The sequence below is a fragment of the Enterobacter sp. CRENT-193 genome (assembly GCF_002787395.1).
In the GTDB taxonomy this organism is placed as follows: Bacteria; Pseudomonadota; Gammaproteobacteria; order Enterobacterales; family Enterobacteriaceae; genus Enterobacter; species Enterobacter hormaechei_C.
Genome location: NZ_CP024812.1, coordinates 1,461,340 through 1,483,638, shown reverse-complemented (window position 1 = coordinate 1,483,638; position 22,299 = coordinate 1,461,340). Strand labels below are relative to the sequence as shown.

General features: G+C 58.6%; 18 protein-coding genes. 11 read left to right on the top strand and 7 right to left on the bottom strand.

All coding sequences use genetic code 11. The features are described from left to right. Nucleotides 1-11 precede the first annotated feature (11 nt). From lsrB to lsrA, 4 genes are read right to left on the bottom strand one after another with little or no spacing between them, the layout of a single operon-like run. A complete protein-coding gene (gene lsrB, locus CU081_RS07325; RefSeq protein WP_003862610.1) occupies nucleotides 12-1,013 on the bottom strand; it encodes an autoinducer 2 ABC transporter substrate-binding protein LsrB in 1,002 nt (333 codons plus the stop codon). A 1-nt stretch (nucleotide 1,014) separates the two neighbouring features. After that, a complete protein-coding gene (gene lsrD, locus CU081_RS07320) occupies nucleotides 1,015-1,992 on the bottom strand; it encodes an autoinducer 2 ABC transporter permease LsrD (protein WP_003862612.1) in 978 nt (325 codons plus the stop codon). Beyond that, nucleotides 1,993-3,024: an autoinducer 2 ABC transporter permease LsrC gene (lsrC, locus tag CU081_RS07315; protein WP_003862614.1), complete on the bottom strand. Its 1,032-nt coding sequence runs from the start codon at nucleotides 3,022-3,024 to the stop codon at nucleotides 1,993-1,995. It abuts the gene before it with no gap. Beyond that, the gene (gene lsrA / locus CU081_RS07310) at nucleotides 3,021-4,508 is read right to left on the bottom strand and encodes an autoinducer 2 ABC transporter ATP-binding protein LsrA (RefSeq protein WP_022651885.1); all 1,488 of its coding nucleotides are present in this window, start codon (nucleotides 4,506-4,508) and stop codon (nucleotides 3,021-3,023) included. The genes lsrC and lsrA overlap by 4 nt, the downstream gene beginning before the upstream one ends. Before the next feature lie 215 nt (nucleotides 4,509-4,723). On the opposite strand from lsrA, the gene lsrR reads away from it, so the two are divergent. The 3 genes from lsrR to CU081_RS07295 all read left to right on the top strand — a co-directional run bounded on the left by lsrR (nucleotide 4,724) and on the right by CU081_RS07295 (nucleotide 9,511). Beyond that, a complete protein-coding gene (gene lsrR / locus CU081_RS07305; protein ID WP_023295481.1) occupies nucleotides 4,724-5,695 on the top strand; it encodes a transcriptional regulator LsrR in 972 nt (323 codons plus the stop codon). A gap of 32 nt (nucleotides 5,696-5,727) precedes the next feature. Further along, nucleotides 5,728-7,323: an autoinducer-2 kinase gene (gene lsrK, locus CU081_RS07300; protein ID WP_022651887.1), complete on the top strand. Its 1,596-nt coding sequence runs from the start codon at nucleotides 5,728-5,730 to the stop codon at nucleotides 7,321-7,323. A gap of 166 nt (nucleotides 7,324-7,489) precedes the next feature. Then, entirely contained in the window at nucleotides 7,490-9,511 is a 2,022-nt protein-coding gene (locus CU081_RS07295; RefSeq protein ID WP_003862619.1) for an NADPH-dependent 2,4-dienoyl-CoA reductase, read from the top strand. Here CU081_RS07295 and rlmG read toward each other — a convergent pair. Continuing rightward, nucleotides 9,508-10,644, bottom strand: a complete 1,137-nt coding sequence (gene rlmG / locus CU081_RS07290; RefSeq protein WP_003862620.1) for a 23S rRNA (guanine(1835)-N(2))-methyltransferase RlmG — start codon at nucleotides 10,642-10,644, stop codon at nucleotides 9,508-9,510. The two genes, CU081_RS07295 and rlmG, sit on opposite strands and share 4 nt — an antisense overlap. An 83-nt stretch (nucleotides 10,645-10,727) precedes the next feature. Here rlmG and CU081_RS07285 point away from each other — a divergent pair, with 83 nt between their 5' ends. The 4 genes from CU081_RS07285 to sstT all read left to right on the top strand — a co-directional run bounded on the left by CU081_RS07285 (nucleotide 10,728) and on the right by sstT (nucleotide 15,033). Continuing rightward, the gene (locus CU081_RS07285) at nucleotides 10,728-11,231 is read left to right on the top strand and encodes a YgjP-like metallopeptidase domain-containing protein (RefSeq protein WP_003862622.1); all 504 of its coding nucleotides are present in this window, start codon (nucleotides 10,728-10,730) and stop codon (nucleotides 11,229-11,231) included. 70 nt (nucleotides 11,232-11,301) lie between these two features. Then, complete coding sequence (locus CU081_RS07280) at nucleotides 11,302-12,300, top strand: Gfo/Idh/MocA family protein (RefSeq protein WP_003862623.1); 999 nt, start codon at nucleotides 11,302-11,304, stop codon at nucleotides 12,298-12,300. Between the two features lie 251 nt (nucleotides 12,301-12,551). Then, nucleotides 12,552-13,517, top strand: a complete 966-nt coding sequence (locus CU081_RS07275) for a TerC family protein (protein ID WP_003862625.1) — start codon at nucleotides 12,552-12,554, stop codon at nucleotides 13,515-13,517. A 274-nt stretch (nucleotides 13,518-13,791) separates the two neighbouring features. Further along, entirely contained in the window at nucleotides 13,792-15,033 is a 1,242-nt protein-coding gene (gene sstT, locus CU081_RS07270) for a serine/threonine transporter SstT (RefSeq protein ID WP_003862628.1), read from the top strand. A 138-nt stretch (nucleotides 15,034-15,171) separates the two neighbouring features. Here the strand turns inward: sstT and CU081_RS07265 are convergent, their stop codons facing one another. Both CU081_RS07265 and uxaC read right to left on the bottom strand, forming a co-directional pair. Beyond that, a complete protein-coding gene (locus tag CU081_RS07265; RefSeq protein WP_003862630.1) occupies nucleotides 15,172-16,659 on the bottom strand; it encodes a UxaA family hydrolase in 1,488 nt (495 codons plus the stop codon). 17 nt (nucleotides 16,660-16,676) lie between these two features. Beyond that, nucleotides 16,677-18,089 (bottom strand): glucuronate isomerase, encoded by a 1,413-nt coding sequence (gene uxaC, locus CU081_RS07260; protein WP_003862632.1) that lies wholly within the window; start codon nucleotides 18,087-18,089, stop codon nucleotides 16,677-16,679. 475 nt (nucleotides 18,090-18,564) lie between these two features. On the opposite strand from uxaC, the gene CU081_RS07255 reads away from it, so the two are divergent. From CU081_RS07255 to mzrA, 4 genes are all read left to right on the top strand, one after another. Then, a complete protein-coding gene (locus tag CU081_RS07255; RefSeq protein ID WP_003862634.1) occupies nucleotides 18,565-19,863 on the top strand; it encodes an MFS transporter in 1,299 nt (432 codons plus the stop codon). Between the two features lie 197 nt (nucleotides 19,864-20,060). Then, nucleotides 20,061-20,837: a transcriptional regulator ExuR gene (gene exuR / locus CU081_RS07245; protein WP_003862635.1), complete on the top strand. Its 777-nt coding sequence runs from the start codon at nucleotides 20,061-20,063 to the stop codon at nucleotides 20,835-20,837. Nucleotides 20,838-21,179: 342 nt separating this feature from the next. After that, entirely contained in the window at nucleotides 21,180-21,842 is a 663-nt protein-coding gene (gene yqjA / locus CU081_RS07240) for a DedA family general envelope maintenance protein YqjA (protein ID WP_003862638.1), read from the top strand. A 2-nt stretch (nucleotides 21,843-21,844) separates the two neighbouring features. Further along, nucleotides 21,845-22,228: an EnvZ/OmpR regulon moderator MzrA gene (mzrA, locus tag CU081_RS07235; protein ID WP_003862640.1), complete on the top strand. Its 384-nt coding sequence runs from the start codon at nucleotides 21,845-21,847 to the stop codon at nucleotides 22,226-22,228. Nucleotides 22,229-22,299 lie beyond the last annotated feature (71 nt).

Here is a 22,299-nt window from a genome sequence, read left to right as displayed (position 1 = left end):
TTGCTCCCCCGTCAGAAATCGTATTTGCTGATGTTCTCTTTGGTGAACACCACGCGCTCCGGCAGCAGCACGATGCCGTTGCCCTTCGCCTCATACTGGTAGCCCTGCACGCTGTTCGGCTCGACCTTCAGCGTCCCGATATTTTTCACGTCTACGCTGTCGCCGACGTTAAGATCGCCTTTTTTCAGCAAACGATCGGCGACATTGACCGCAATTTTGCCCTGTTGCACCACGTCCCACAGGCCGAAGGCCTTCACCGTGCCGCGCTCAACGTACGGGCGCATCACATTCGGCGTGCTGAAGCCGACAATCGCCACCCCTTCCCGCTTCAGGTTTTCTGCCGCCTGTGCCGCCGCCGGCAGGGCGTTGGCGTCCGGGGCGATGATCGCATCCAGATCCGGATAAGCCTTTAAGATCCCTTCGGCGGTTTGCAACGATTTGGTGGCGTCGTTATAGCCAAACTGGGTGGTGACGACCTGCCACTGAGGATGATCTTTCTCGATTTTGGCCTTCGCCTCTTTCACCCACTGGTTCTGGTCGGTGACGGTCGGGCTGGAGTAGAAGAACGCCACTTTCGCGTTCGGTTTGGTGACCTGCTTGCCCGCCATCTCCACCAGCAGGCCGCCCAGCTGTTCCGGCGTCCCCTGATTGATGTAGATGCTGCGGCACTCCGGTTTGGTGTCGGAATCCCAGGTCAGGACCTTGACGCCGCGCTGCATCGCGCGCTTCAGCGCCGGGCAGAGACCGTCCGGTGACACGGCAGAGACGATGATGGCGTTATAGCCCTGGTTAACGAAGTTATTGATGAGCTGCACCTGACCGGAGACGCTCGGCTCGGTCGGGCCGTCGTAGGTCACGTCCACGCCAAGATCTTTCCCCGCCTCTTTCGCGCCGTTGCCGCCGCTGGTGAAGAATCCCACGCCTACCAGTTTCGGGATAAAGGCAATGCGGTCCGCCGCCTGCGCCGAAGCGAAGCTGAGGGCCATTGCCAGGACGAGCAGTTTTGTTTTCATCTTACGCTCCGGATAGTTTTCTGAAGAGAGATCGCACCCATTCGCGGTGCAGACTCAGCGAACGCCCCATCACCACCACAACCAGCAGCGCCCCCGACAGCGCGCTCGACACCTGGTTGGGGATGCCGACCATCTGTAAACCCTGTTGCAGATACCCCACCAGCAGCGCCGCCAGCGCCGTACCGACAACAGAACCTGACCCGCCGTAGATATTGGCTCCGCCGAGCACGGCGGCGGTGAGCGCGGGCATCAGCAAATCGCGCCCCAGATCCGAACGCGCAGAGCCGAAATAGGAGACCATCACCAGCGCGGCAATCGCCGAGGCCACGCCCACCAGGCCGTACAGCGCGTAGGGCATGCCGTTCACCGGCAGCGCCGCATAGCGCGCCGCGCGCGGGTTCTGCCCAATCAAAAACAGGTGCCGACCAAAGCGCCCACGGTGGGTAATCAGCCAGAAGAAGGCGGTAATCACCGCGAACAGCACCAGCGGGATCGGCAGCCCCAGCACCGTGAGGTTAGCGAAGGCGGTAAAGCTGTCCGGGAAGCCGCCGATGCCCTCGTAGCCCGTCGCCCCCGCCATGCCGGAGAGCAGCAGCGCGCCGCCGCCGTAGAGGTAGAGCGTGCCGAGGGTAATGACCAACGGGCTGATGCCGGTGTAGTGGATCAGCGCCGCATTCACCAGCCCGCACAGCAGACCCAGCAGCAGCGTAAGCGGAACGGCGACCGCCATCGGCCACCCGGCCTGCATCATCACCCCCAGCGCAATCGCGCACAGGCCGATGGTCGAGCCGAGGGAGATGTCGATCCCGCCGCTGATGATCACCAGCGTAAGCGGCAGCGCCACGATGCCAATACAGATGAAATCGCTGGTGCTGAACAGCAGCATGTTGATATCAAGCATGCGCGGGTTGATGGCGCCGAAGAGCAGGATCTCCAGCACCAGTAAAATCAGCAGCGCGCTTTCCCAGTTAAGCCTCATTTACGCCACCTCTTTTTTGCGTTTGGGAAACGGGGTAACGTGCTTTCCCCCTTTGTTACCGGGCTGGAAACGGCTGTATTTCAGCGCCCGCTGATGCCGCGCCAGTGCCTGACGCAGACGCCCGTCGAGCACCAGCACGCCCAGCAGCACCAGCCCGGCGATAAAGTCGTTCCACCACGCCGGGAGCCTGAACAGCACCAGCACGGTATCGATTTGGGTGAGGAAGAACGCGCCGAGGAACGCACCGACCAGCGTGCCGGTGCCGCCCAGCAGCGAGATGCCCCCCAGCACGCAGGCAGCGATGGCTTTCATCTCCAGCCCGCTGCCGGTCTGGTTGGGCACAAAGCCTATCTGCGCGGCAAACACAATCCCGGCGCAGGCCGCCAGCATGCCGTTGAGGGTAAAGGCGATCATGCGGGTGCGGTTCACCGCCACGCCCAGCTGGCGCGCGGCGGCGAGGTTATCCCCCACGGCGTAAAAATCCCGCCCAAAGGCGGTGCGCGACAGCGTCCACGCGCCGGTGGCCGCGATAATCAACACCAGCATGCCGAGCGGCGAAATGCCGACGGCGGCAGGCTCAGAGAGGGATTTCAGCCCCGGCGGCAGCCCTTCTATCCACTTCCCGCCGGTCCAGAGCAGCATCGCCCCGCGATAAAGCCCCAGCGTGCCGAGGGTGGCGACAATCGCCGGAATGCGCAGGCCCACAACCAGAAAACCGTTGAACGCCCCGGCCAGCGCGCCGATCGACAGCGCGAAGAGAATGGAAACGGGCAGGCTGTAGCCGCTGTTAAGCGCCACGCCGACGGCAATGGCGGACAACCCGACCGTGGAGCCGACGGAGACGTCAATATTGCGGGTCAGCATCACCAGCGCCGCGCCGATAGCCAGCAGGATCAGGATCTGCGAGCTGGCGAAGATCATCCCCAGCGTCTGTAAGCTCAGGTACGACGGGTTCAGCGCCACCAGCACGGCGAACAGCGCCAGAATGGCGAGAAACGCGCTCAGCTCGCGGTTTTTCAGTAAGATCTTCATGATTGCCCTCCAAACGCCAGCGCCATCATCCGGTCGAGGCTGACGGCGTGGCGCGGCAGCTCGCCGCTGAGCACGCCCTGATGCATTACCAGCACCCGATCCGCGAGGCCGGGAAACTCATCGAGATCGCTTGAGATCATCAGCACCGCCACGTTCTGCGCCGCCACGCTTTTCAGCAGCTGATAAATATCGGCGCGCGCCGAGACGTCCACGCCGCGCGTCGGTTCATCGACGATCAGCAGCAGCGGGTTGGCCTCCAGACAGCGCGCCAGCAGCACCTTCTGCTGATTACCACCGGAGAGCGTGCGCACGGTTTGATCCGCATGGTTGAGCTTGATCCCCAGCGCCCGGTGATAGCGTTCCACTACCGCAGACTCCCGCTTTCGCTGCTGCCAGAGCGACGGCTCGTTCAGCGCCACGGTGTTCCAGCGGATCGGCGCGTCGAGAAACAGGCCGGACACCTGCCTGTCTTCCGGCAGATAGACCAGCCCTTTTTCCAGACGTGAACCCACCGGTTCGGTGGTGATCTCCTGGTTCTCCAGCCAGACGCGCCCCCCGCGAACCGGACGCAGGCCGTAGAGCGTTTCGGCAAACTCGGTGCGCCCGGAGCCTACCAGCCCGGCCAGGCCGACGATCTCCCCGGCGTAGATCTCAAGGCTGAGATCGATAAACCCTTCCCCGGTAAGATCCTCCACCCGCAGCACGGGAAAATCCTGCGCCTGGGTGCGGCGGTTGCCCGGCAGCGCCAGCCACAGCTTTTGCGTATCGCTCAGGGAGGTCTCCCGGCTTACCGGCGTCATGGCGGCGATCAGGGCGTTATCGTCAAACTGCGCGGTTTCGCCGCTGAGCACCACGGCGCCGTCGCGCATCACCGAGACGTGACTCGCCAGCTGCCGAATCTCCGGCAGCTTATGCGAGATAAAAACAATCCCGACGCCAAGATCCTGCAAGGCGCGGATCTGGCGAAACAGCCGTTCGGTTTCACCTGGCGTCAGCGAGGCCGTGGGTTCATCGAGGATCAGAATTCTGGCGTTGCGCATCAGCCCGCGCAGGATCTCCACCATCTGCTGGTCAGCCACCTCGAGGGTGCTGGCGGTGGCGTCGAGGTTAAGCTGGCATTGCAATTGCCGGAGTTTTTCCGCCAGACGTTTTTCCCGATCGCGCTCTCGCGGCAGACGAAACAGGATGTTTTCCCGCACCGTCAGGTTGGGAAACAGCAGCGGCTCCTGCGGCACCAGATAAATGCCTAACCTGTGCGCCTGAGCCGGGGTAAGCCGTGTAAAAGACTCACCCGCCACCGAAAGTTCACCGCTATCCGGGGTTTCTACCCCGGCGATGATCTTCATCAGCGTCGATTTTCCCGCGCCGTTACCGCCCATCAGCGCATGCACCTGCCCCGCAAGCAGCGTGAAATCAATGCCTTTTAAGACCGGTACGCCTGAAAACTGCTTGCTGATATCACGCGCGTCGAGAAGTGGTGTCATCATCGCTCCGCTATTGAACAAATGATTTTTAGATTTAATAATGTTCAAAAGCGTAGACGGTGAACTATATTTACAACCGTGCAGGGATCACAATTTTATCGATTGAGATTTAGATAAACCGGAATCGATCGAAATGATCTGTTTTGTCGCGTGGCTCACATTTTCACGTCGCGCCATCACGAACATATGATCTAAATTTTTATAAGAGTTCAATTATGAGCGATAAACGCACTGCGGAAGAAGGACGGTTTGCCGGGCTGGCACTGGCGGAAGAGGAGCTGGTGGCGCGCGTGGCCTGGTGCTACTACCACGACGGGCTGACCCAGAACGACATCGGCGAACGGCTCGGGCTGCCGCGATTAAAAATCTCCCGCCTGCTGGAGAAAGGCCGTCAGTCCGGGGTGATCCGCGTGCAGATCAACTCCCGCTACGAGGGCTGCCTGGCGCTGGAAACCGAGCTACAGCAGCGCTTTGGTCTGAAGCTGGTGCGCGTGATGCCTGCCCTGAATACCCCGCCGATGAACGTGCGGCTGGGCATTGGCGCGGCGCAGTCGCTGATGGGCGTGCTGGAGCCCGGCCAGCTGTTAGCGGTGGGGTTCGGTGAAACCACCATGAGCAGTCTGCAACACTTAAGCGGCTTTATCAGCTCGCAGCAGATCCGCCTGGTGACGCTTTCCGGCGGCGTCGGGCCGTATATGACCGGTATCGGCCAGCTGGATGCGGCCTGTAGCGTCAGCATGATCCCCGCCCCGCTTCGCGTGTCATCCGCTGAAGTCGCCGGGATCTTAAAGCGCGAAACCAGCGTGCGGGACGTGATCCTCGCCGCCACCGCGGCTGACGTGGCGGTGGTCGGGATTGGCTCGGTAAACCAGCGCCGCGACGCAACGATCCTGCGCTCCGGCTATATCAGCGAAGGTGAACAGCTGATGTACGCCCGCAAAGGCGCGGTCGGCGACATTCTCGGCTATTTCCTCAATGCCGAAGGGGAATGCGTCGAGGAGCTGGAGATCCACAAAGAATTACTGGGCGTCACGCTCGATGAACTGGCGCAGCTGCCCACCATTGTCGGCGTGGCCGGAGGGGAAGAGAAAGCCGATGCGATTTATGCCGCACTGAAAGGTCGCCGTATTAATGGCCTGGTGACGGAAGAGACGACAGCCCGCGCGGTGCTGGCTCTGGCCGGATAAGAGCAGCCCTGCGCTAACAGCGAGGCAAGCTCATGAGTTACCTTTTAGCGTTAGATGCAGGGACAGGCAGCGTTCGCGCCGTGATTTTCGATTTACAGGGCAACCAGATTGCCGTTGGCCAGGCCGAGTGGAAGCACCTGAGCGTGGAGAACGTGCCGGGGTCGATGGAGTTCGATCTCGACACCAACTGGCGGCTGGCCTGCCGGTGTATTCAGCAGGCGCTGGAGCGCGCACGGCTTAGCGCGGCGGATATTCAGTCCGTCGCCTGCTGTTCGATGCGCGAAGGGATTGTGCTGTACGACCGCAACGGCGAGGCTATCTGGGCCTGCGCCAACGTCGACGCCCGCGCCAGCCGCGAGGTGGCTGAACTCAAAGAGATCCACGACTACCGGTTTGAATCCGAAGTGTATGAGGTCTCCGGCCAGACGCTGGCGCTGAGCGCCATGCCGCGCCTGCTGTGGCTGGCGCACCACCGTCCGGATATTTACCGCAAGGCTGCGACTATCACCATGATCAGCGACTGGCTGGCGGCGAAGCTTTCCGGCGAGCTGGCGGTGGACCCGTCCAATGCGGGCACCACCGGTATGCTGGATCTCTTCTCCCGCGACTGGCGTCCGGCGCTGCTCGACATGGCCGGGCTGCGCGCCGATATCCTTTCCCCGGTGAAAGAGACCGGCACCGTGCTGGGGGCCGTCACGAAAGAAGCCGCGCAGCAGTGCGGCCTGCGTGAAGGCACGCCGGTGGTGATGGGCGGCGGCGACGTGCAGCTGGGCTGTCTGGGGCTGGGCGTGGTCCGCGCCGGACAAACGGCGGTGCTGGGCGGCACCTTCTGGCAGCAGGTGGTTAACCTGCCGCAGGTGCGCACCGATCCTGAGATGAACATCCGCGTAAACCCGCACGTCATCCCCGGCATGGCACAGGCGGAGTCGATCAGCTTCTTTACCGGGCTAACCATGCGCTGGTTCCGCGACGCCTTTTGCGCCGAGGAAAAGCTGATTGCCGAGCGGATGGGGATGGACACCTATTCCCTGCTGGAAGAGATGGCGAGCCGCGTCCCGGCGGGCTCCCACGGCGTGATGCCAATCTTCTCCGACGCGATGCATTTTAAGCAGTGGTATCACGCCGCGCCGTCGTTTATTAACCTCTCCATCGACCCGGAAAAGTGCAACAAAGCGACGCTGTTCCGCGCTCTGGAGGAGAACGCGGCGATCGTCTCGGCCTGCAACCTGGCGCAGATTTCGCGCTTCTCCGGCGTGACGTTTGAGAGTCTGGTGTTTGCGGGCGGCGGGGCCAAAGGCGCCCTGTGGAGTCAGATTTTAAGCGACGTTACCGGCCTGCCGGTGCGCGTGCCGGAAGTTAAAGAGGCAACGGCGCTCGGCTGTGCCATTGCCGCAGGAGCTGGCGCGGGGCTGTTTGCGGATATGGCTTCGACGGGCGAGCGGCTGGTGAAGTGGAGCCGCGAGTTCACGCCAAACCCGCAGCACCGGGAACTGTACGACGGCATGATGCAGAAATGGCAGGCGGTGTACGCCGACCAGCTCGGGCTGGTGGACAGCGGGCTGACCACGTCGATGTGGCAGGCGCCGGGGCTGGTGCGGGCATCCCCCTCACCCCGGCCCTCTCCCTAAGGGAGAGGGAGATTAAGTCCCCTCTCCCTTAGGGAGAGGGCATCAGGCCACACCAATATTTGAATCCCATCACATTCACCGCATTCCCCTTTTCCCTTTTACTCCCCGCTGGCTAAATTAGTAACTCATCCGACCACATAACAATAATTTTACACTGGAAGAGACTATGAGCCGCTACCCGTCGTTATTCGCCCCTCTCGATCTGGGGTTCACCACCCTCAAAAACCGCGTGCTGATGGGCTCAATGCACACCGGGCTGGAGGAGCGTCCGGACGGGGCTGAACGTCTGGCAGCCTTCTATGCCGAACGCGCGCGCCACGGAGTGGCGCTGATTGTCACCGGCGGCGTAGCCCCTGCCCCTTCCGGGGTGACGATGGAGGGCGGCGCGGTGTTGAATGATGCGTCACAACTGTCGCACCACCGCATTGTGACCGACGCGGTCCACCGCGAGGGCGGCAAAATCGCCCTGCAAATTCTGCATACCGGGCGCTACAGCTATCAACCGAACCTGGTTGCCCCCTCGGCTATTCAGGCGCCGATTAACCGCTTTACTCCTCACGCCCTTAGCCACGACGAGATCCTGGCGCTGATCGACGATTTTGCCCGCTGCGCCGCGCTGGCAAGGGAAGCAGGCTACGACGGCGTGGAGGTGATGGGCTCTGAAGGCTATCTGATTAACGAATTTCTCGCCGCACGCACCAACCAGCGCGACGACGAATGGGGTGGCGACTATGCCCGCCGCATGCGTTTTGCCGTGGAGGTGGTGCGCGCGGTGCGTGAACGTGCGGGTGCGGATTTTATTATCATCTTCCGCCTGTCGATGCTCGACCTGGTGGAAGGCGGCGGCACCTTCGACGAAACCGTGCAGCTGGCGCAGGCAATTGAAGCCGCCGGTGCCACCATTATCAACACCGGGATTGGCTGGCACGAAGCGCGCATCCCCACCATCGCCACGCCGGTGCCGCGTGCGGCGTTCAGCTGGGTAACGCGCAAGCTGAAAGGCAAAGTCTCCGTTCCGCTGGTAACAACGAACCGCATTAACGACCCGCAGGTGGCGGACGATGTGATCTCCCGCGGCGACGCCGATATGGTCTCGATGGCGCGTCCGTTCCTCGCGGATGCCGAACTGCTCTCCAAAGCGCAAAGCGGTCGTGCGGATGAGATCAACACCTGCATCGGCTGTAACCAGGCGTGTCTGGACCAGATCTTCGTCGGCAAAGTCACCTCCTGCCTCGTTAACCCCCGCGCCTGCCATGAAACCAAAATGCCGATCGTTCCGGCGGTCAATAAAAAACGCCTGGCCGTGGTGGGCGCAGGCCCGGCGGGCCTGGCGTTTGCGGTCAATGCCGCCTCGCGCGGGCACAGCGTGACGCTGTTTGATGCGCTGGCGGAGATCGGCGGGCAATTTACTATCGCCAGACAGATCCCCGGCAAAGAGGAGTTCTACGAAACGCTGCGCTATTACCGCCGGATGATCGAGGTGACGGGTGTCGATCTGCGGCTTAACAAGTTTGTCAGCGCGGCGGATCTGATCGGTTTCGACGAGGTGATCCTCGCGAGTGGGATCGCCCCGCGCACCCCTGCGATCGAGGGTATCGATCATCCGAAGGTATTGAGCTATCTGGACGTGCTACGCGACAAAGCACCGGTTGGCGAGAAGGTGGCGATTATCGGCTGCGGCGGGATCGGTTTTGATACCGCGATGTATTTAAGCCAGCCGGGCGAGGCCACCAGCCAGAACATCGCCGAGTTTTGCGTAGAATGGGGCATTGATACCAGCCTGAGCCAGTCAGGCGGATTACGGCCGGAAGGGCCGCAGCTGCCAAAAAGCCCGCGCCAGATCGTGATGCTCCAGCGTAAGGCCAGCAAGCCGGGTGAAGGGCTGGGCAAAACTACTGGCTGGATCCACCGCGCCACCCTCCTCTCGCGCGGGGTGAAGATGATCCCGGCGGTGAGCTACCAGAAGATCGACGACGACGGGCTGCATGTGCTGATCGGTGGTGAACCGCAGCTGCTGCGCGTGGATCATGTGATTTTGTGCGCCGGACAGGAGCCAAAGCGCGATCTGGCCGATCCGCTGCGCGAAGCGGGTAAAACGGTGCATTTGATCGGCGGGTGCGACGTGGCGATGGAGCTGGATGCGCGGCGGGCGATTGCGCAGGGCACCCAGCTTGCACTGGTTATTTAGCGACGACGCCCCAGCTTCACCGATTTCAGCACCACGAATTTGTTATTGGTGGCAATGGTGACGCAGTTGCCGAAAATCTTCTTCAGCTTGTGGAAGTAGTCCAGGTGGCGGTTCGCCACGATATACAGCTCGCCGTTGATTTTCAGGCAGCGGCGCGCGTGGTGGAACATCTCCCACGCGACGTTATCCGTCAGGGCGTGCTTCTGGTGGAACGGCGGGTTACAGAATACCGCGTTGAAGCGGAAAGGCTCTACGCCCGACAGCGCGTTATTGATCATAAACTCGCAGCGATCCAGCGCTTCAGGCAGGTTAGTTTCCACGTTCAGACGGCTGGAGGCCACCGCCATTGGCGATTCGTCGCTGAACACCACGCTGGCCTCCGGGTTCTTCGCCAGCAGCGTCAGGCCAATCACGCCATTGCCGCAGCCCAGGTCGACAATCTCACCCTCAAGATTTTCCGGCAGATGTTCCATAAAGAAACGCGCCCCGATATCCAGACCGGTACGGGAAAAGACGTTCGCGTGGTTGTGGATGGTCCAGTCGGTACCTTCCAGTTTCCAGCTCAGCGTTTCTGGCGCGTCGGCCAGCGCCGGTGCGCTGAAGGTGCAGTTGATCAGGCGTGCTTTTTTCCAGGCAAGCGTCGTGGTGGTCGGGCCGAGGACCTTCTCGAACAGCTCCAGCGTCGAGGTGTGAATATCACGCGCTTTGGCACCCGCGATAATGCGGGTTTCTGGCGTGACGACTTTACGCAGCGCGCGCAGTTGCTGCTCCAGCAGCGCCATGGTTTTTGGCACCTTAATCAGCACCACGCCCGGCGCCTGCGGGTAGTCCGCGGTGCTGTCGAGGAACTTCACGCTGGACTCTTCGATGTCGTTATGGCGCAGGTTTTCACGCGTCGCCAGTTCGCTTAAGTAAGAATCGCCGATACTGTAAGGCGCATGTTCCGCCAGCGCGCAGGCCAGCGCGCCAAACGCGTCATTCAGGATCAGAACCGGGCCGCTGATTTCAGTCTCATCCAACTGTTGCAGCAGATATTCATCCGCCGCTTCCCACGCCTGAAGCGGGTTCACGTCGTCCGTTTCCGGGAAACGTTTAAGGTTGAGTGAACGGAAACCGTTGTCTAAGTGGCTCATCGGCCCTCCTGAATGGTAAAATTTGGCGTATCCCTGAAAAGGGTGCGTGAGTATACCCGTTTTCACACTATTTTGGGGTTTTGATGAACCAGCTGACTTATCTCCAGGGCTATCCGGAGCATTTACTTTCCCAGGTTCGTGACCTGATTGCCGCGGGAAAGCTCGGTGCGGTGCTGGAAAAACGCTACCCGGGCACGCATGATTTCGCGACTGACAAAGCCCTCTGGCAGTATACGCAGGATCTGAAAAACCAGTATCTTAAGAGCGCCCCGCCGATCAACAAGGTGATGTACGACAATAAGATCCATGTGCTGAAAAACGCGCTCGGCCTGCATACCGCCATCTCCCGCGTGCAGGGCGGCAAGCTGAAGGCTAAAGCGGAGATCCGCGTCGCGACCGTTTTCCGTAACGCGCCGGAAGCCTTTCTGCGGATGATCGTGGTGCACGAGCTGGCGCACCTGAAAGAGAAAGAGCACGACAAAGCCTTCTATTCCCTGTGCTGCCACATGGAGCCACAGTACCACCAGCTGGAGTTTGATACCCGGCTGTGGCTGACGCATTTATCGTTAAAGAGTAATGCGCAGTAGCGCACGCGAAATGTCATGATGACGTGCTACAGTGGTTTTAAGTTCCCTGCTACGGAGTACGTAAACGTTTATGATACGTTTCGCAGTCATCGGTACGAACTGGATCACGCGCCAGTTCGTCGACGCCGCCCACGAAACCGGCAAATATAAGCTCACCGCAGTCTATTCCCGCAGCCTTGAGCAGGCGCAGAGTTTTGCGAATGACTACCTGGTTGAACATCTGTTCACCTCGCTCGATGAGATGGCGCAAAGCGACGCCATTGACGCGGTCTATATTGCCAGCCCGAATTCTCTGCATTTCCCGCAAACGAAGCTGTTCCTCAGCCACAAAAAACACGTGATTTGCGAGAAGCCGCTGGCCTCGAATATTGAGGAAGTGGAAGCCGCCATTGCGCTTGCCCGCGAAAACCAGGTGGTGCTGTTTGAAGCGTTCAAAACCGCCAGCCTGCCGAACTTCCTGCTCTTGCAGCAGTCCCTGCCGAAAATTGGCAAAGTGCGTAAAGCCTTTATCAACTACTGCCAGTATTCCTCGCGCTACCAGCGCTACCTGGACGGCGAAAACCCGAACACCTTTAACCCGGCCTTCTCGAATGGCTCGATTATGGATATCGGTTTTTACTGCCTGGCCTCTGCGGTCGCCCTGTGGGGTGAACCGCACGGCGTAACGGCCACCGCCAGCCTGCTGGAGAGCGGCGTGGATGCACATGGCGTTGTGGTGCTGGACTACGGTGATTTCAGCGTGACGTTGCAGCACTCGAAGGTCAGTGACTCCGTACTGCCAAGCGAAATTCAGGGCGAAGACGGCTCGCTGGTGATCGAAAAAATCTCCGAATGCCAGAAGCTAAGCATCGTTCCCCGCGGCGGCAAAGCGCAGGAGCTGACGCAGCCTCAGCATATTAACACTATGCTCTATGAGGCAGAGGTCTTCGCCCGTCTGGTAGAAGACAACGAAGTGAACCACCCGGGGCTGGCAATCAGCCGCACCACGGCGAAGCTGCAAACGGAGATCCGCCGACAGACTGGCGTGATTTTCCCCGCAGACGGCGTGAATGTGGAAGCCGTCGCGTAAAGCTGTGTAATGAAATCGTGCAGACCATTGACGAAACCGATGGTCTGACATAATTTGTTACCTGCAAAGGGGAGTAACTTCTTCGCCGGTGGATCGTCATTACGATGCGTGCAAAACCGCATCCGGTCGCCGGGCAACCTTCGAGGTTGTAAGTGAGACCTTGCCGGAAGGCGAGGTCTATGCATAAAAAGCTAACGGCTATCGTCTTCTGACCATAGCCGTTTTTGTTTTTTATGTGTAAGGAAAATAGTATGCATTCTGTCGGCACTCCAATGCTGTGGGGCGGATTCGCGGTTGTCGTGCTCATCATGCTGGCGATCGACCTCTTTTTGCAGGGTCGTCGCGGCGAACACGGCATGAGCGTCAAGCAAGCCGCCGTCTGGTCGCTGGTATGGGTTACCCTCTCACTTCTTTTCTGCGCCGCCTTCTGGTGGTATCTGGCCTCAACCGAAGGCCGCGCGGTGGCCGATCCTCAGGCACTCGCCTTCCTCACCGGCTATCTGATTGAAAAAGCACTGGCGGTTGATAACGTCTTCGTCTGGCTGATGCTGTTCAGTTACTTCGCCGTGCCTGCGGCTCTGCAACGCCGCGTGCTGGTGTACGGCGTTCTGGGCGCTATTGTCCTGCGTACCATCATGATCTTCGCCGGTAGCTGGCTGATTACCCAGTTCGAATGGCTGTTGTATGTATTTGGTGCGTTCCTGCTGTTCACCGGGGTCAAAATGGCGCTGGCGAAAGAAGACGATACCGGTATCGGTGATAAGCCGTTGGTGAAGTGGTTCCGGGGTCATCTGCGCATGACGGACAAGATCGAGAGCGAGCATTTCTTCGTGCGTAAGAACGGCCTGCTGTTCGCCACCCCGCTGCTGCTGGTGCTGATTCTGGTCGAGCTGAGCGACGTGATTTTCGCGGTGGACAGTATCCCGGCTATCTTCGCAGTTACCACCGACCCGTTCATCGTTCTGACCTCGAATCTGTTCGCCATCCTCGGCCTGCGTGCGATGTACTTCCTGCTGGCAGGCGCGGCAGAGCGCTTCTCAATGCTGAAGTACGGCCTGTCGGTGATTCTGGTGTTTATCGGTATCAAGATGCTGATCGTCGATTTCTACCATATCCCGATCGCCATTTCGCTCGGCGTGGTGTTTGGCATTCTGCTGGTGACGCTGATTATCAATACCTGGGTTAACCGCCAGCACGATAAGAAGCAGCAGGTTTAGTGCAACGTTCGGTGCGGGCTGATGCCCTCACCCCACCCCTCTCCCACAGGGAGAGGGGGAAATGCAATGCAGGCCGGGTAAGCGTAGCGCTACCCGGCGCTTTCGTTAACCAATAGTTAAAAAACATGACGCAACACGTAAAATCCAGCATTTTACGCTTCCCTCCTTTCACGTATTCCCTATACTCGACCAGGCAAACATTTACTTACATCCGGAAATAAATGTGACTTAGAGCACATCCAGGATGGAACGCAATTTCACTCAGGAATAACGTATGAGCACACAATCACGCGGTCTGTTCGCGCGCCTGGCGCAGGGCAGTCTTGTAAAACAAATTCTGGTCGGGTTGGTACTGGGTATTCTGCTGGCCATGGTGTCGAAACCTGCCGCGGAGGCCACGGGACTGCTCGGGACGCTGTTTGTGGGCGCCCTGAAGGCCGTCGCCCCGGTACTGGTGCTGATGCTGGTGATGGCGTCGATTGCCAACCACCAGCACGGACAAAAAACCAACATTCGCCCTATTCTGTTCCTGTATCTGCTGGGAACCTTCTCTGCTGCCTTAACGGCCGTTGTGTTTAGCTTCCTGTTCCCGTCTACGCTGCACCTGACCAGCGCGGCCGGTGATATCACCCCGCCGTCCGGGATTGTGGAAGTCCTTCGCGGCCTGCTGATGAGCATGGTCTCTAACCCCATCACCGCACTGATGAGCGGAAACTACATTGGCATCCTGGTCTGGGCGATTGGTCTGGGCTTCGCGCTGCGTCATGGCAACGAGACCACGAAAAACCTGGTCAACGATTTGTCCAATGCCGTGACTTTCATGGTGAAGCTGGTGATTCGCTTTGCACCAGTCGGTATCTTTGGTCTGGTTTCTTCGACGCTGGCCACTACCGGTTTCGACGCACTGTGGGGCTACGCGCAGCTGCTGGTCGTCCTGGTCGGCTGTATGCTGCTGGTGGCGCTGGTGATCAACCCGCTGCTGGTGTTCTGGCAGATCCGCCGCAACCCGTATCCGCTGGTGCTGACTTGCCTGCGCGAGAGCGGCGTGTATGCCTTCTTTACCCGCAGCTCGGCGGCGAACATTCCGGTCAACATGGCGCTGGCGGAGAAGCTGAACCTGGATCGCGATACCTATTCCGTGTCGATCCCGCTGGGTGCGACCGTGAACATGGCGGGTGCGGCGATCACCATCACCGTGCTGACGCTGGCGGCGGTGCATACGCTGGGTATTCCGGTGGATCTGCCAACCGCGCTGCTGCTGAGCGTCGTTGCATCACTGTGTGCCTGTGGCGCATCCGGCGTGGCGGGCGGATCGCTGCTGCTGATCCCGCTGGCCTGTAACATGTTCGGTATCCCGAACGAGATTGCCATGCAGGTTGTCGCGGTCGGCTTCATTATCGGCGTATTGCAGGATTCCTGCGAGACTGCGCTGAACTCCTCTACCGACGTGCTGTTTACCGCCGCAGCCTGTCAGGCGGAAGATGCGCGTTTAGCGAAGAACGCCCTGCGCAGTTAAAAAGAAAAGCCCGGTGGCGGCTACGCCTTACCGGGCCTACAAGGTAAATGCAAAACGGCAACATGTGTTGCCGTTTTTAGTGTTTGCACCCTCTCCCTGTGGGGAGGGTTGGGGTGAGGGCACCAGCCCGCACCCAGCTTACAGCGTCACACCACTCTTAAAAATCGCCAGCTCGCGGAAGTCGTTCTTCTCGTTACAGGTCTGCCTGCCGCTGGCGAACTCTGCGATAGCGTCCACGAACTCGCTCAGCAGCTGCGGCATCGCTTTGCCGTGGATCAGCTGCCCTGCGTCGAAATCGATCCAGTGCTTTTTCTTTGCCGCCAGCTCGCTGTTGGTGGCAATTTTAACCGTCGGCACAAACCCGCCGTACGGCGTACCGCGGCCGGTACTGAACAGCACCATATGGCAGCCCGCCCCCGCCAGCGCGCTGGTGGCGACCGCATCGTTACCCGGTGCGCTCAGCAGGTTCAGGCCGTGGGTTTTCAGGCGTTCGCCGTAGCGCAGAACGTCCACCACCTGGCTGGCCCCCGCTTTCTGGGTGCAGCCGAGGGATTTCTCCTCCAGCGTGGTGATTCCGCCCGCCTTGTTCCCCGGCGACGGGTTCTCGTAAATCGGCTGATTGTGGGCAATGAAGTACTGTTTGAAGTCGTTCACCATGGTGACGGTCTTCTCAAACGTCTCTTCGTCGCGACAGTGGCTCATCAGAATGCGCTCTGCGCCGAACATCTCCGGCACTTCGGTCAGCACCGTGGTGCCGCCGTTGGCAATCACGTAATCCGAGAAGCGGCCCAGCATCGGGTTAGCGGTAATGCCGGAAAGCCCGTCAGACCCGCCGCACTCCAGGCCAAACTTCAGTTCGCTCAGCTTGCCCGGCTCGCGCTTGTCGTGACGCATCACCTCGTACAGCTGGTGCAGTTGTTCAACGCCCGCTTCCACTTCGTCGTCCTGGTGCTGACACACCATAAAGTGCACGCGCTCAGGATCGAACTCGCCCAGCGTATCGCGGAAGGCGTCAACCTGATTGTTTTCACAGCCGAGGCCAATCACCAGCACCGCCCCCGCGTTCGGGTGGCGCACCATATTTTGCAGCATGGTGCGGGTATTGATGTGGTCGTCGCCCAGCTGGGAACAACCATAGGTGTGGCTGAACAGATGCACGCCGTCGGTGCCTTCAGCATTGTTAGTCTCTTTCAGGAAACGCGTCTGAATTTGACGCGCGATCCCGTTCACGCAGCCGACGGTCGGGAGGATCCACAGTTCATTGCGGATCCCCACCTCGCCGCTGGCGCGGCGGTAGATCTGCACCTCACGATCGGCCGCCTGTCCTTCTTCTGCCTGGAAGTCAGGTTGATAGCTGTACTCGTCCAGATCGCTGAGATTGGTGCGGGTATTGTGGGAATGAATGTATTCACCCGGCGCAATATCCGCCAGCGCATGACCGATGGGCAAACCGTACTTCACCACGTTCTCCCCTTTCGCGATGGGGATCAGGGCAAACTTATGTCCACGTCCAATGGCCTGGCGTAACGTCACCGACTGGTTGTCGAAGGTCACTTCCGTCCCTTCGGCTAAATCGGCCAGCGCGACGGCAACGTTATCCAGCGAATGGATTTTGATGTATTGCATATCAACCTCAAACGGCCTTAGTTCAGTTCAATGGCGAAGTAGTCACGCGCATTGTTAAAGCAGATGTTTCTCACCATTTCGCCCAGCAGCTGGATATCCGCTGGCGCTTCGCCCGCGTGCACCCAGCGGCCAATCATCTGGCACAGAATGCGGCGGAAATATTCATGGCGGGTATAGGAGAGGAAACTGCGGCTGTCGGTCAGCATGCCAACGAAGCGGCTCAACAGGCCGAGCTGCGCCAGCTGCGTCATCTGACGCTCCATGCCGTCTTTCTGATCGTTAAACCACCAGCCGGAACCGAACTGCATCTTGCCCGGCATCCCTTCGCCCTGGAAGTTGCCGATCATGGTGCCCAGCACTTCGTTATCGCGTGGGTTCAGGCAGTAAAGGATGGTTTTTGGCAGCAGGTTTTGCTCGTTCTGTTTGCTCAGCAGTTTTGACAGCTCTTCCGCCATCGGACGGTCGTTGATGGAGTCAAAGCCCACGTCCGCGCCCAGCAGTTTGAACTGACGCTGGTTGTTATTACGCAGCGCGCCGATGTGATACTGCTGAACCCAGCCGCGGCGGGCATATTCCGCACCGAGGAATACCAGTACCGCCGTTTTAAACTGCGCCACTTCGTGCTCACTCAGGGCTTCGCCGGAGAGACGACGCGCCAGAATGCTGTCCAGCTCAGCTTCGCTGGATTCCGCGAACAGCACTACGTCCAGCGCGTGGTCAGACACTTTACAGCCGTGTGCGGCAAAGTGATCCAGACGTTTGGTCAGCGCGGTTTGCAGATCGCCAAAGCGACGGATATCGGTGTCAGACACTTCCGCCAGCTTCGCCATATAGTCGTTAAAGGTCGGCAGCTCGATGTTGAAGGCTTTATCCGGGCGCCAGCTTGGCAGCACTTTGATGTCAAACGTGCTGTCCTTCGCGACAACCGCGTGGTGCTCCAGAGTGTCGACCGGATCGTCGGTGGTGCCCACCATCTTCACGTTCATCTGCTTCATGATGCCGCGCGCCGAGAAGCTATCCTGCGCCAGCAGGTCGTTGCACTGATCCCAGATTTCATCCGCCGTGGCGGGAGAGAGCAGCTTGCCGGTGATACCAAACGGACGACGCAGTTCAAGGTGCGTCCAGTGGTATAACGGGTTACCGATGGTGTGGGGAACAGTAGCGGCCCAGGCGTCAAACTTCTCGCGATCGGTCGCGTCGCCGGTACACAGGCGCTCGGCCACGCCGTTGGTGCGCATTGCGCGCCACTTATAGTGGTCACCCTTCAGCCAGATATCATACAGGTTTTTGAAACGGTAATTTTCGGCAACCTGCTGCGGCGGTAAATGGCAGTGGTAGTCGAAAATCGGCTGGTCTTTTGCGTAGTCGTGGTACAGGCGGCGAGCAAATTCGGTATCTAACAGAAAATCGTCGGTCATAAACGGTGTCATTATCGTCTTCCTCATTACGGGAGCGTCAGAAAGCTTATGTTCAGATGCTGCAAAGTTATCACACCAATTTCCAGAGTCCGACGTTTTTTTCGTGAGTTAGATCAATAAACGTCGACAAATAAATTACCCTCAAAGGGGTAAACCCTCTCTCAGGCCGCGCCAGTTCTGGCTTTGCTCGTGCCGCATAATGTCCCTACAAAGATTCACACTTTTGTGATGTCACTCACCTTTTAAAGTTGTATGACAAGTTATCTTTTCGCCGTCGCAAACTATAAGCCGACGGAATGCATTACCGGTGTTTGATACATCGGATTTAACGGTACGGAAGCCGACTTAGCACGATTACTAATGGCAAGGTTCGGGCCGTTCCGGGACAGGTTCCCGGTTACGCCCCTCCCGTTACAGAACAGCTCCCGGCAACGGTTGAGTTGTTGCCGTGTCCCGACACGGAAATAACATAACGATGAGGTTTTACATGCGTAAAATTAAAGGGTTACGTTGGTACATGATCGCACTGGTGACGCTCGGCACCGTGCTGGGCTACCTGACACGTAACACCGTGGCAGCAGCGGCGCCAACGTTGATGGAAGAGTTACATATCTCCACGCAGCAATACTCTTACATCATTGCGGCTTACTCTGCCGCTTACACCGTAATGCAGCCTGTTGCAGGTTATGTTCTTGATATTCTGGGTACAAAAATTGGTTATGCCTTCTTCGCTGTAGCCTGGGCCGTCTTCTGTGGGGCGACCGCGCTGGCCGGCAGCTGGGGCGGACTGGCGCTGGCGCGTGGTGCGGTAGGTGCTGCCGAAGCGGCGATGATCCCCGCGGGTCTGAAAGCCAGCTCTGAATGGTTCCCGGCAAAAGAGCGTTCTATCGCTGTCGGTTACTTCAACGTGGGCTCCTCCATCGGGGCGATGATTGCTCCGCCACTGGTGGTGTGGGCGATTGTGATGCACAGCTGGCAGATGGCGTTCATCATCTCCGGTGTGCTGAGCTTTGCCTGGGCCATGGCGTGGCTGATTTTCTATAAACACCCGCGCGACCAGAAAAAGCTGTCTGACGAAGAACGTGACTACATTATTAATGGTCAGGAATCCCAGCATCAGACCGACAACGGCAAAAAGATGTCCGTCTGGCAGATCCTGGGCACCCGTCAGTTCTGGGGTATCGCCCTGCCACGCTTCCTGGCAGAACCGGCCTGGGGTACGTTTAACGCCTGGATCCCACTGTTCATGTTTAAAGTTTACGGCTTTAACCTGAAAGAGATCGCGATGTTCGCCTGGATGCCAATGCTGTTCGCAGACCTGGGCTGTATCGTCGGCGGCTACCTGCCACCGCTGTTCCAGCGCTGGTTTGGCGTGAACCTGATTGTGTCCCGTAAGATGGTGGTCACCATGGGCGCCCTGCTGATGATCGGCCCGGGTATGATCGGCCTGTTCACCAGCCCTTACGTGGCTATCGCCCTGCTGTGTATCGGGGGCTTTGCTCACCAGTCTCTGTCCGGTGCGCTGATTACGCTCTCGTCCGACGTGTTTGGTCGTAACGAAGTCGCCACCGCCAACGGCCTGACCGGGATGGCCGCCTGGACCGCAAGTACCCTGTTTGCGCTGGTGGTCGGCGCGTTGGCGGATACGATTGGTTTCAGCCCACTGTTCGCGGTACTGGCTGTCTTCGACCTGTTGGGTGCGGTGGTTATCTGGACGGTGCTGAAAAGCAAATCCGCAGATGAACTTGCGAAAGAGTCCCTCGGGGGACCGGCGACGCAGAGTTAGCGTTGTTGTGCCGGGTGGCGGCTCCGCCTTACCCGGCCTACAAAATCCAATAAAATAGTAGGTCGGGTAAGCGTAGCGCCACCCGGCAAGAACGACGCAAAAGCCGCCTCCGGGCGGCTTTTTTGATGGCGAAATCTGGAGACTGGCACGCAAAAGTGGTATAACAAATCATTCGCCGTACCCTGCCTGGAGCGCATATGGAAATCACCGAATCACGTCGTTTATATCAACAACTTGCCGCCGAGCTGAAAGATCGCATCGAGCAAGGGGTCTATCTTGTCGGTGATAAACTTCCCGCTGAGCGTTTCATTGCGGATGAAAAAAGCGTCAGCCGCACGGTGGTCCGCGAAGCCATCATCATGCTGGAAGTGGAAGGGTATGTTGAGGTACGCAAAGGTTCCGGCATTCATGTGATTTCCAGCCAGGCGAAACACTCCCCCACCCCGGACGAAAGTCTGGAGTTTGCCAGCTACGGTCCGTTTGAGCTTCTCCAGGCTCGCCAGCTGATTGAAAGCAACATTGCGGAATTTGCTGCCACGCAGGTGACCAAGCAGGACATCATGAAGCTGATGGAAATCCAGGATCACGCGCGTAAAGAAAAATGTTTCCGCGATTCTGAATGGGACCTGCAATTCCACGTCCAGGTCGCCCTTGCGACTCAGAACACGGCGCTGGCGGCAATCGTTGAAAAAATGTGGACTCAGCGCGTTCACAACCCGTACTGGAAGAAATTGCACGATCACATTGATTCCCGCACGGTAGATAACTGGTGTGACGATCACGACCAGATTCTTAAGGCCCTGATTCGTAAAGATCCGCATGCGGCGAAACTGGCAATGTGGCAGCATCTGGAGAACACCAAACAGATGCTGTTTAATGAAACAAGTGATGACTTTGAATTTAACGCTGACCGCTATCTTTTTGCCGATAATCCGGTCGTTCACCTCGATACCGCGACCAATCTCGCAAAATAACGCCCCGAACTGCTGGCAGGCGCACCGCCGCGCCTTCCGGCCAGACAGGGTAAGAAAACCTCTATAGTGTCAGCCTTTGTAAAATTTCTCGCTCCCCTCCGTGGCTTACGCCAAAATCGTGTTTCCCCTCAAATTCTGTGACGCAGAACGTCGGGCTTTGTTACAATTGGATTCACTTCGTTATTTTGTAAGTTAGTGCTTGCTAACCAGCCAATTAACAGGGAACAGTGTTGGCCACACATCAATGTGTCCGCGAGCGACCATAATGAAATCATAACAATGTCGCCGTGCTGTATTTCCCGAATTACAGGCGTGACGTTAACCGATTTCCAGGAACACTGAATGGAACTTTTGACCCAACTACTGAACGCCCTCTGGGCTCAGGATTTCGAAACGCTGGCCAACCCGTCCATGATTGGCATGCTCTACTTTGTATTATTTATGATCCTGTTCCTTGAGAACGGTCTGCTGCCTGCTGCCTTTTTACCGGGCGACAGCCTGCTGGTGCTGGTCGGGGTGCTTTGTGCAAAAGGGGCGATGGCTTTCCCGCAAACGGTCCTGCTTTTAACCATTGCCGCCAGCCTGGGCTGCTGGGTGAGTTACATTCAGGGGCGATGGCTGGGTAACACGCGAATCGTTCAGAACTGGCTTTCGCACCTTCCGGCCCATTACCACCAGCGAGCGCACCACCTTTTCCATAAGCATGGGCTTTCCGCCTTGCTGATTGGCCGCTTTATCGCATTCGTACGCACCCTACTGCCCACCATTGCGGGCCTGTCCGGCCTGAGCAGCACGCGCTTCCAGTTCTTTAACTGGATGAGCGGCTTGCTGTGGGTGCTGATCCTGACCACGCTCGGCTACGCGCTGGGTAAAACGCCGGTCTTTATGAAATACGAAGACCAACTGATGTCTTGCCTGATGCTGCTGCCCGTCGTTCTGCTGGTGTTTGGCCTGGTCGGGTCCCTGGTCGTACTGTGGAAGAAGAAATACGGGGCCAGGGGTTAACGATGGTTATCTCCCCGCTCGCGCTGCGCCGCTTCTCTTACGCCATCGTCGCGCTGATGATGTTCAGCGCTCTTATCCTGCTGTGGTCTGCGCTACAGCATCAGGAGTCGACGCTGGCTATCCGTCCTGTGAGCCAGGGAACCAGCGTGCCGGATGGTTTTTCCATCTGGCATCATCTCGACGCAAACGGGATTCGCTTTAAGAGCATCACGCCGCAAGACGATGTGCTGCTGATAAAATTTGACTCCAGTGCGCAAAGCGCCGCGGCGAAAGCCGTGCTGGACCGCACGCTGCCGCAGGGTTACATCATTGCGCAACAGGATGATGACAGCCACGTCGCCTCCTGGATGTCACGGTTACGCGACACGTCGCATCGATTTGGTTAACGACTAATATTCCGAATATTTTCACCTACTTTGGTGAAACTCCCGTTTACTTACTATGCTTAAGTACGCGG

Excerpts from the sequence above, each read along its gene's own strand:
- lsrB (WP_003862610.1), bottom strand. The coding sequence starts at position 1,013 with ATGAAAACAAAACTGCTCGTCCTGGCAATGGCCCTCAGCTTCGCTTCG.
- lsrD (WP_003862612.1), bottom strand. The coding sequence starts at position 1,992 with ATGAGGCTTAACTGGGAAAGCGCGCTGCTGATTTTACTGGTGCTGGAG.
- lsrC (WP_003862614.1), bottom strand. The coding sequence starts at position 3,024 with ATGAAGATCTTACTGAAAAACCGCGAGCTGAGCGCGTTTCTCGCCATT.
- lsrA (WP_022651885.1), bottom strand. The coding sequence starts at position 4,508 with ATGACACCACTTCTCGACGCGCGTGATATCAGCAAGCAGTTTTCAGGC.
- lsrR (WP_023295481.1), top strand. The coding sequence starts at position 4,724 with ATGAGCGATAAACGCACTGCGGAAGAAGGACGGTTTGCCGGGCTGGCA.
- lsrK (WP_022651887.1), top strand. The coding sequence starts at position 5,728 with ATGAGTTACCTTTTAGCGTTAGATGCAGGGACAGGCAGCGTTCGCGCC.
- CU081_RS07295 (WP_003862619.1), top strand. The coding sequence starts at position 7,490 with ATGAGCCGCTACCCGTCGTTATTCGCCCCTCTCGATCTGGGGTTCACC.
- rlmG (WP_003862620.1), bottom strand. The coding sequence starts at position 10,644 with ATGAGCCACTTAGACAACGGTTTCCGTTCACTCAACCTTAAACGTTTC.
- CU081_RS07285 (WP_003862622.1), top strand. The coding sequence starts at position 10,728 with ATGAACCAGCTGACTTATCTCCAGGGCTATCCGGAGCATTTACTTTCC.
- CU081_RS07280 (WP_003862623.1), top strand. The coding sequence starts at position 11,302 with ATGATACGTTTCGCAGTCATCGGTACGAACTGGATCACGCGCCAGTTC.
- CU081_RS07275 (WP_003862625.1), top strand. The coding sequence starts at position 12,552 with ATGCATTCTGTCGGCACTCCAATGCTGTGGGGCGGATTCGCGGTTGTC.
- sstT (WP_003862628.1), top strand. The coding sequence starts at position 13,792 with ATGAGCACACAATCACGCGGTCTGTTCGCGCGCCTGGCGCAGGGCAGT.
- CU081_RS07265 (WP_003862630.1), bottom strand. The coding sequence starts at position 16,659 with ATGCAATACATCAAAATCCATTCGCTGGATAACGTTGCCGTCGCGCTG.
- uxaC (WP_003862632.1), bottom strand. The coding sequence starts at position 18,089 with ATGACACCGTTTATGACCGACGATTTTCTGTTAGATACCGAATTTGCT.
- CU081_RS07255 (WP_003862634.1), top strand. The coding sequence starts at position 18,565 with ATGCGTAAAATTAAAGGGTTACGTTGGTACATGATCGCACTGGTGACG.
- exuR (WP_003862635.1), top strand. The coding sequence starts at position 20,061 with ATGGAAATCACCGAATCACGTCGTTTATATCAACAACTTGCCGCCGAG.
- yqjA (WP_003862638.1), top strand. The coding sequence starts at position 21,180 with ATGGAACTTTTGACCCAACTACTGAACGCCCTCTGGGCTCAGGATTTC.
- mzrA (WP_003862640.1), top strand. The coding sequence starts at position 21,845 with ATGGTTATCTCCCCGCTCGCGCTGCGCCGCTTCTCTTACGCCATCGTC.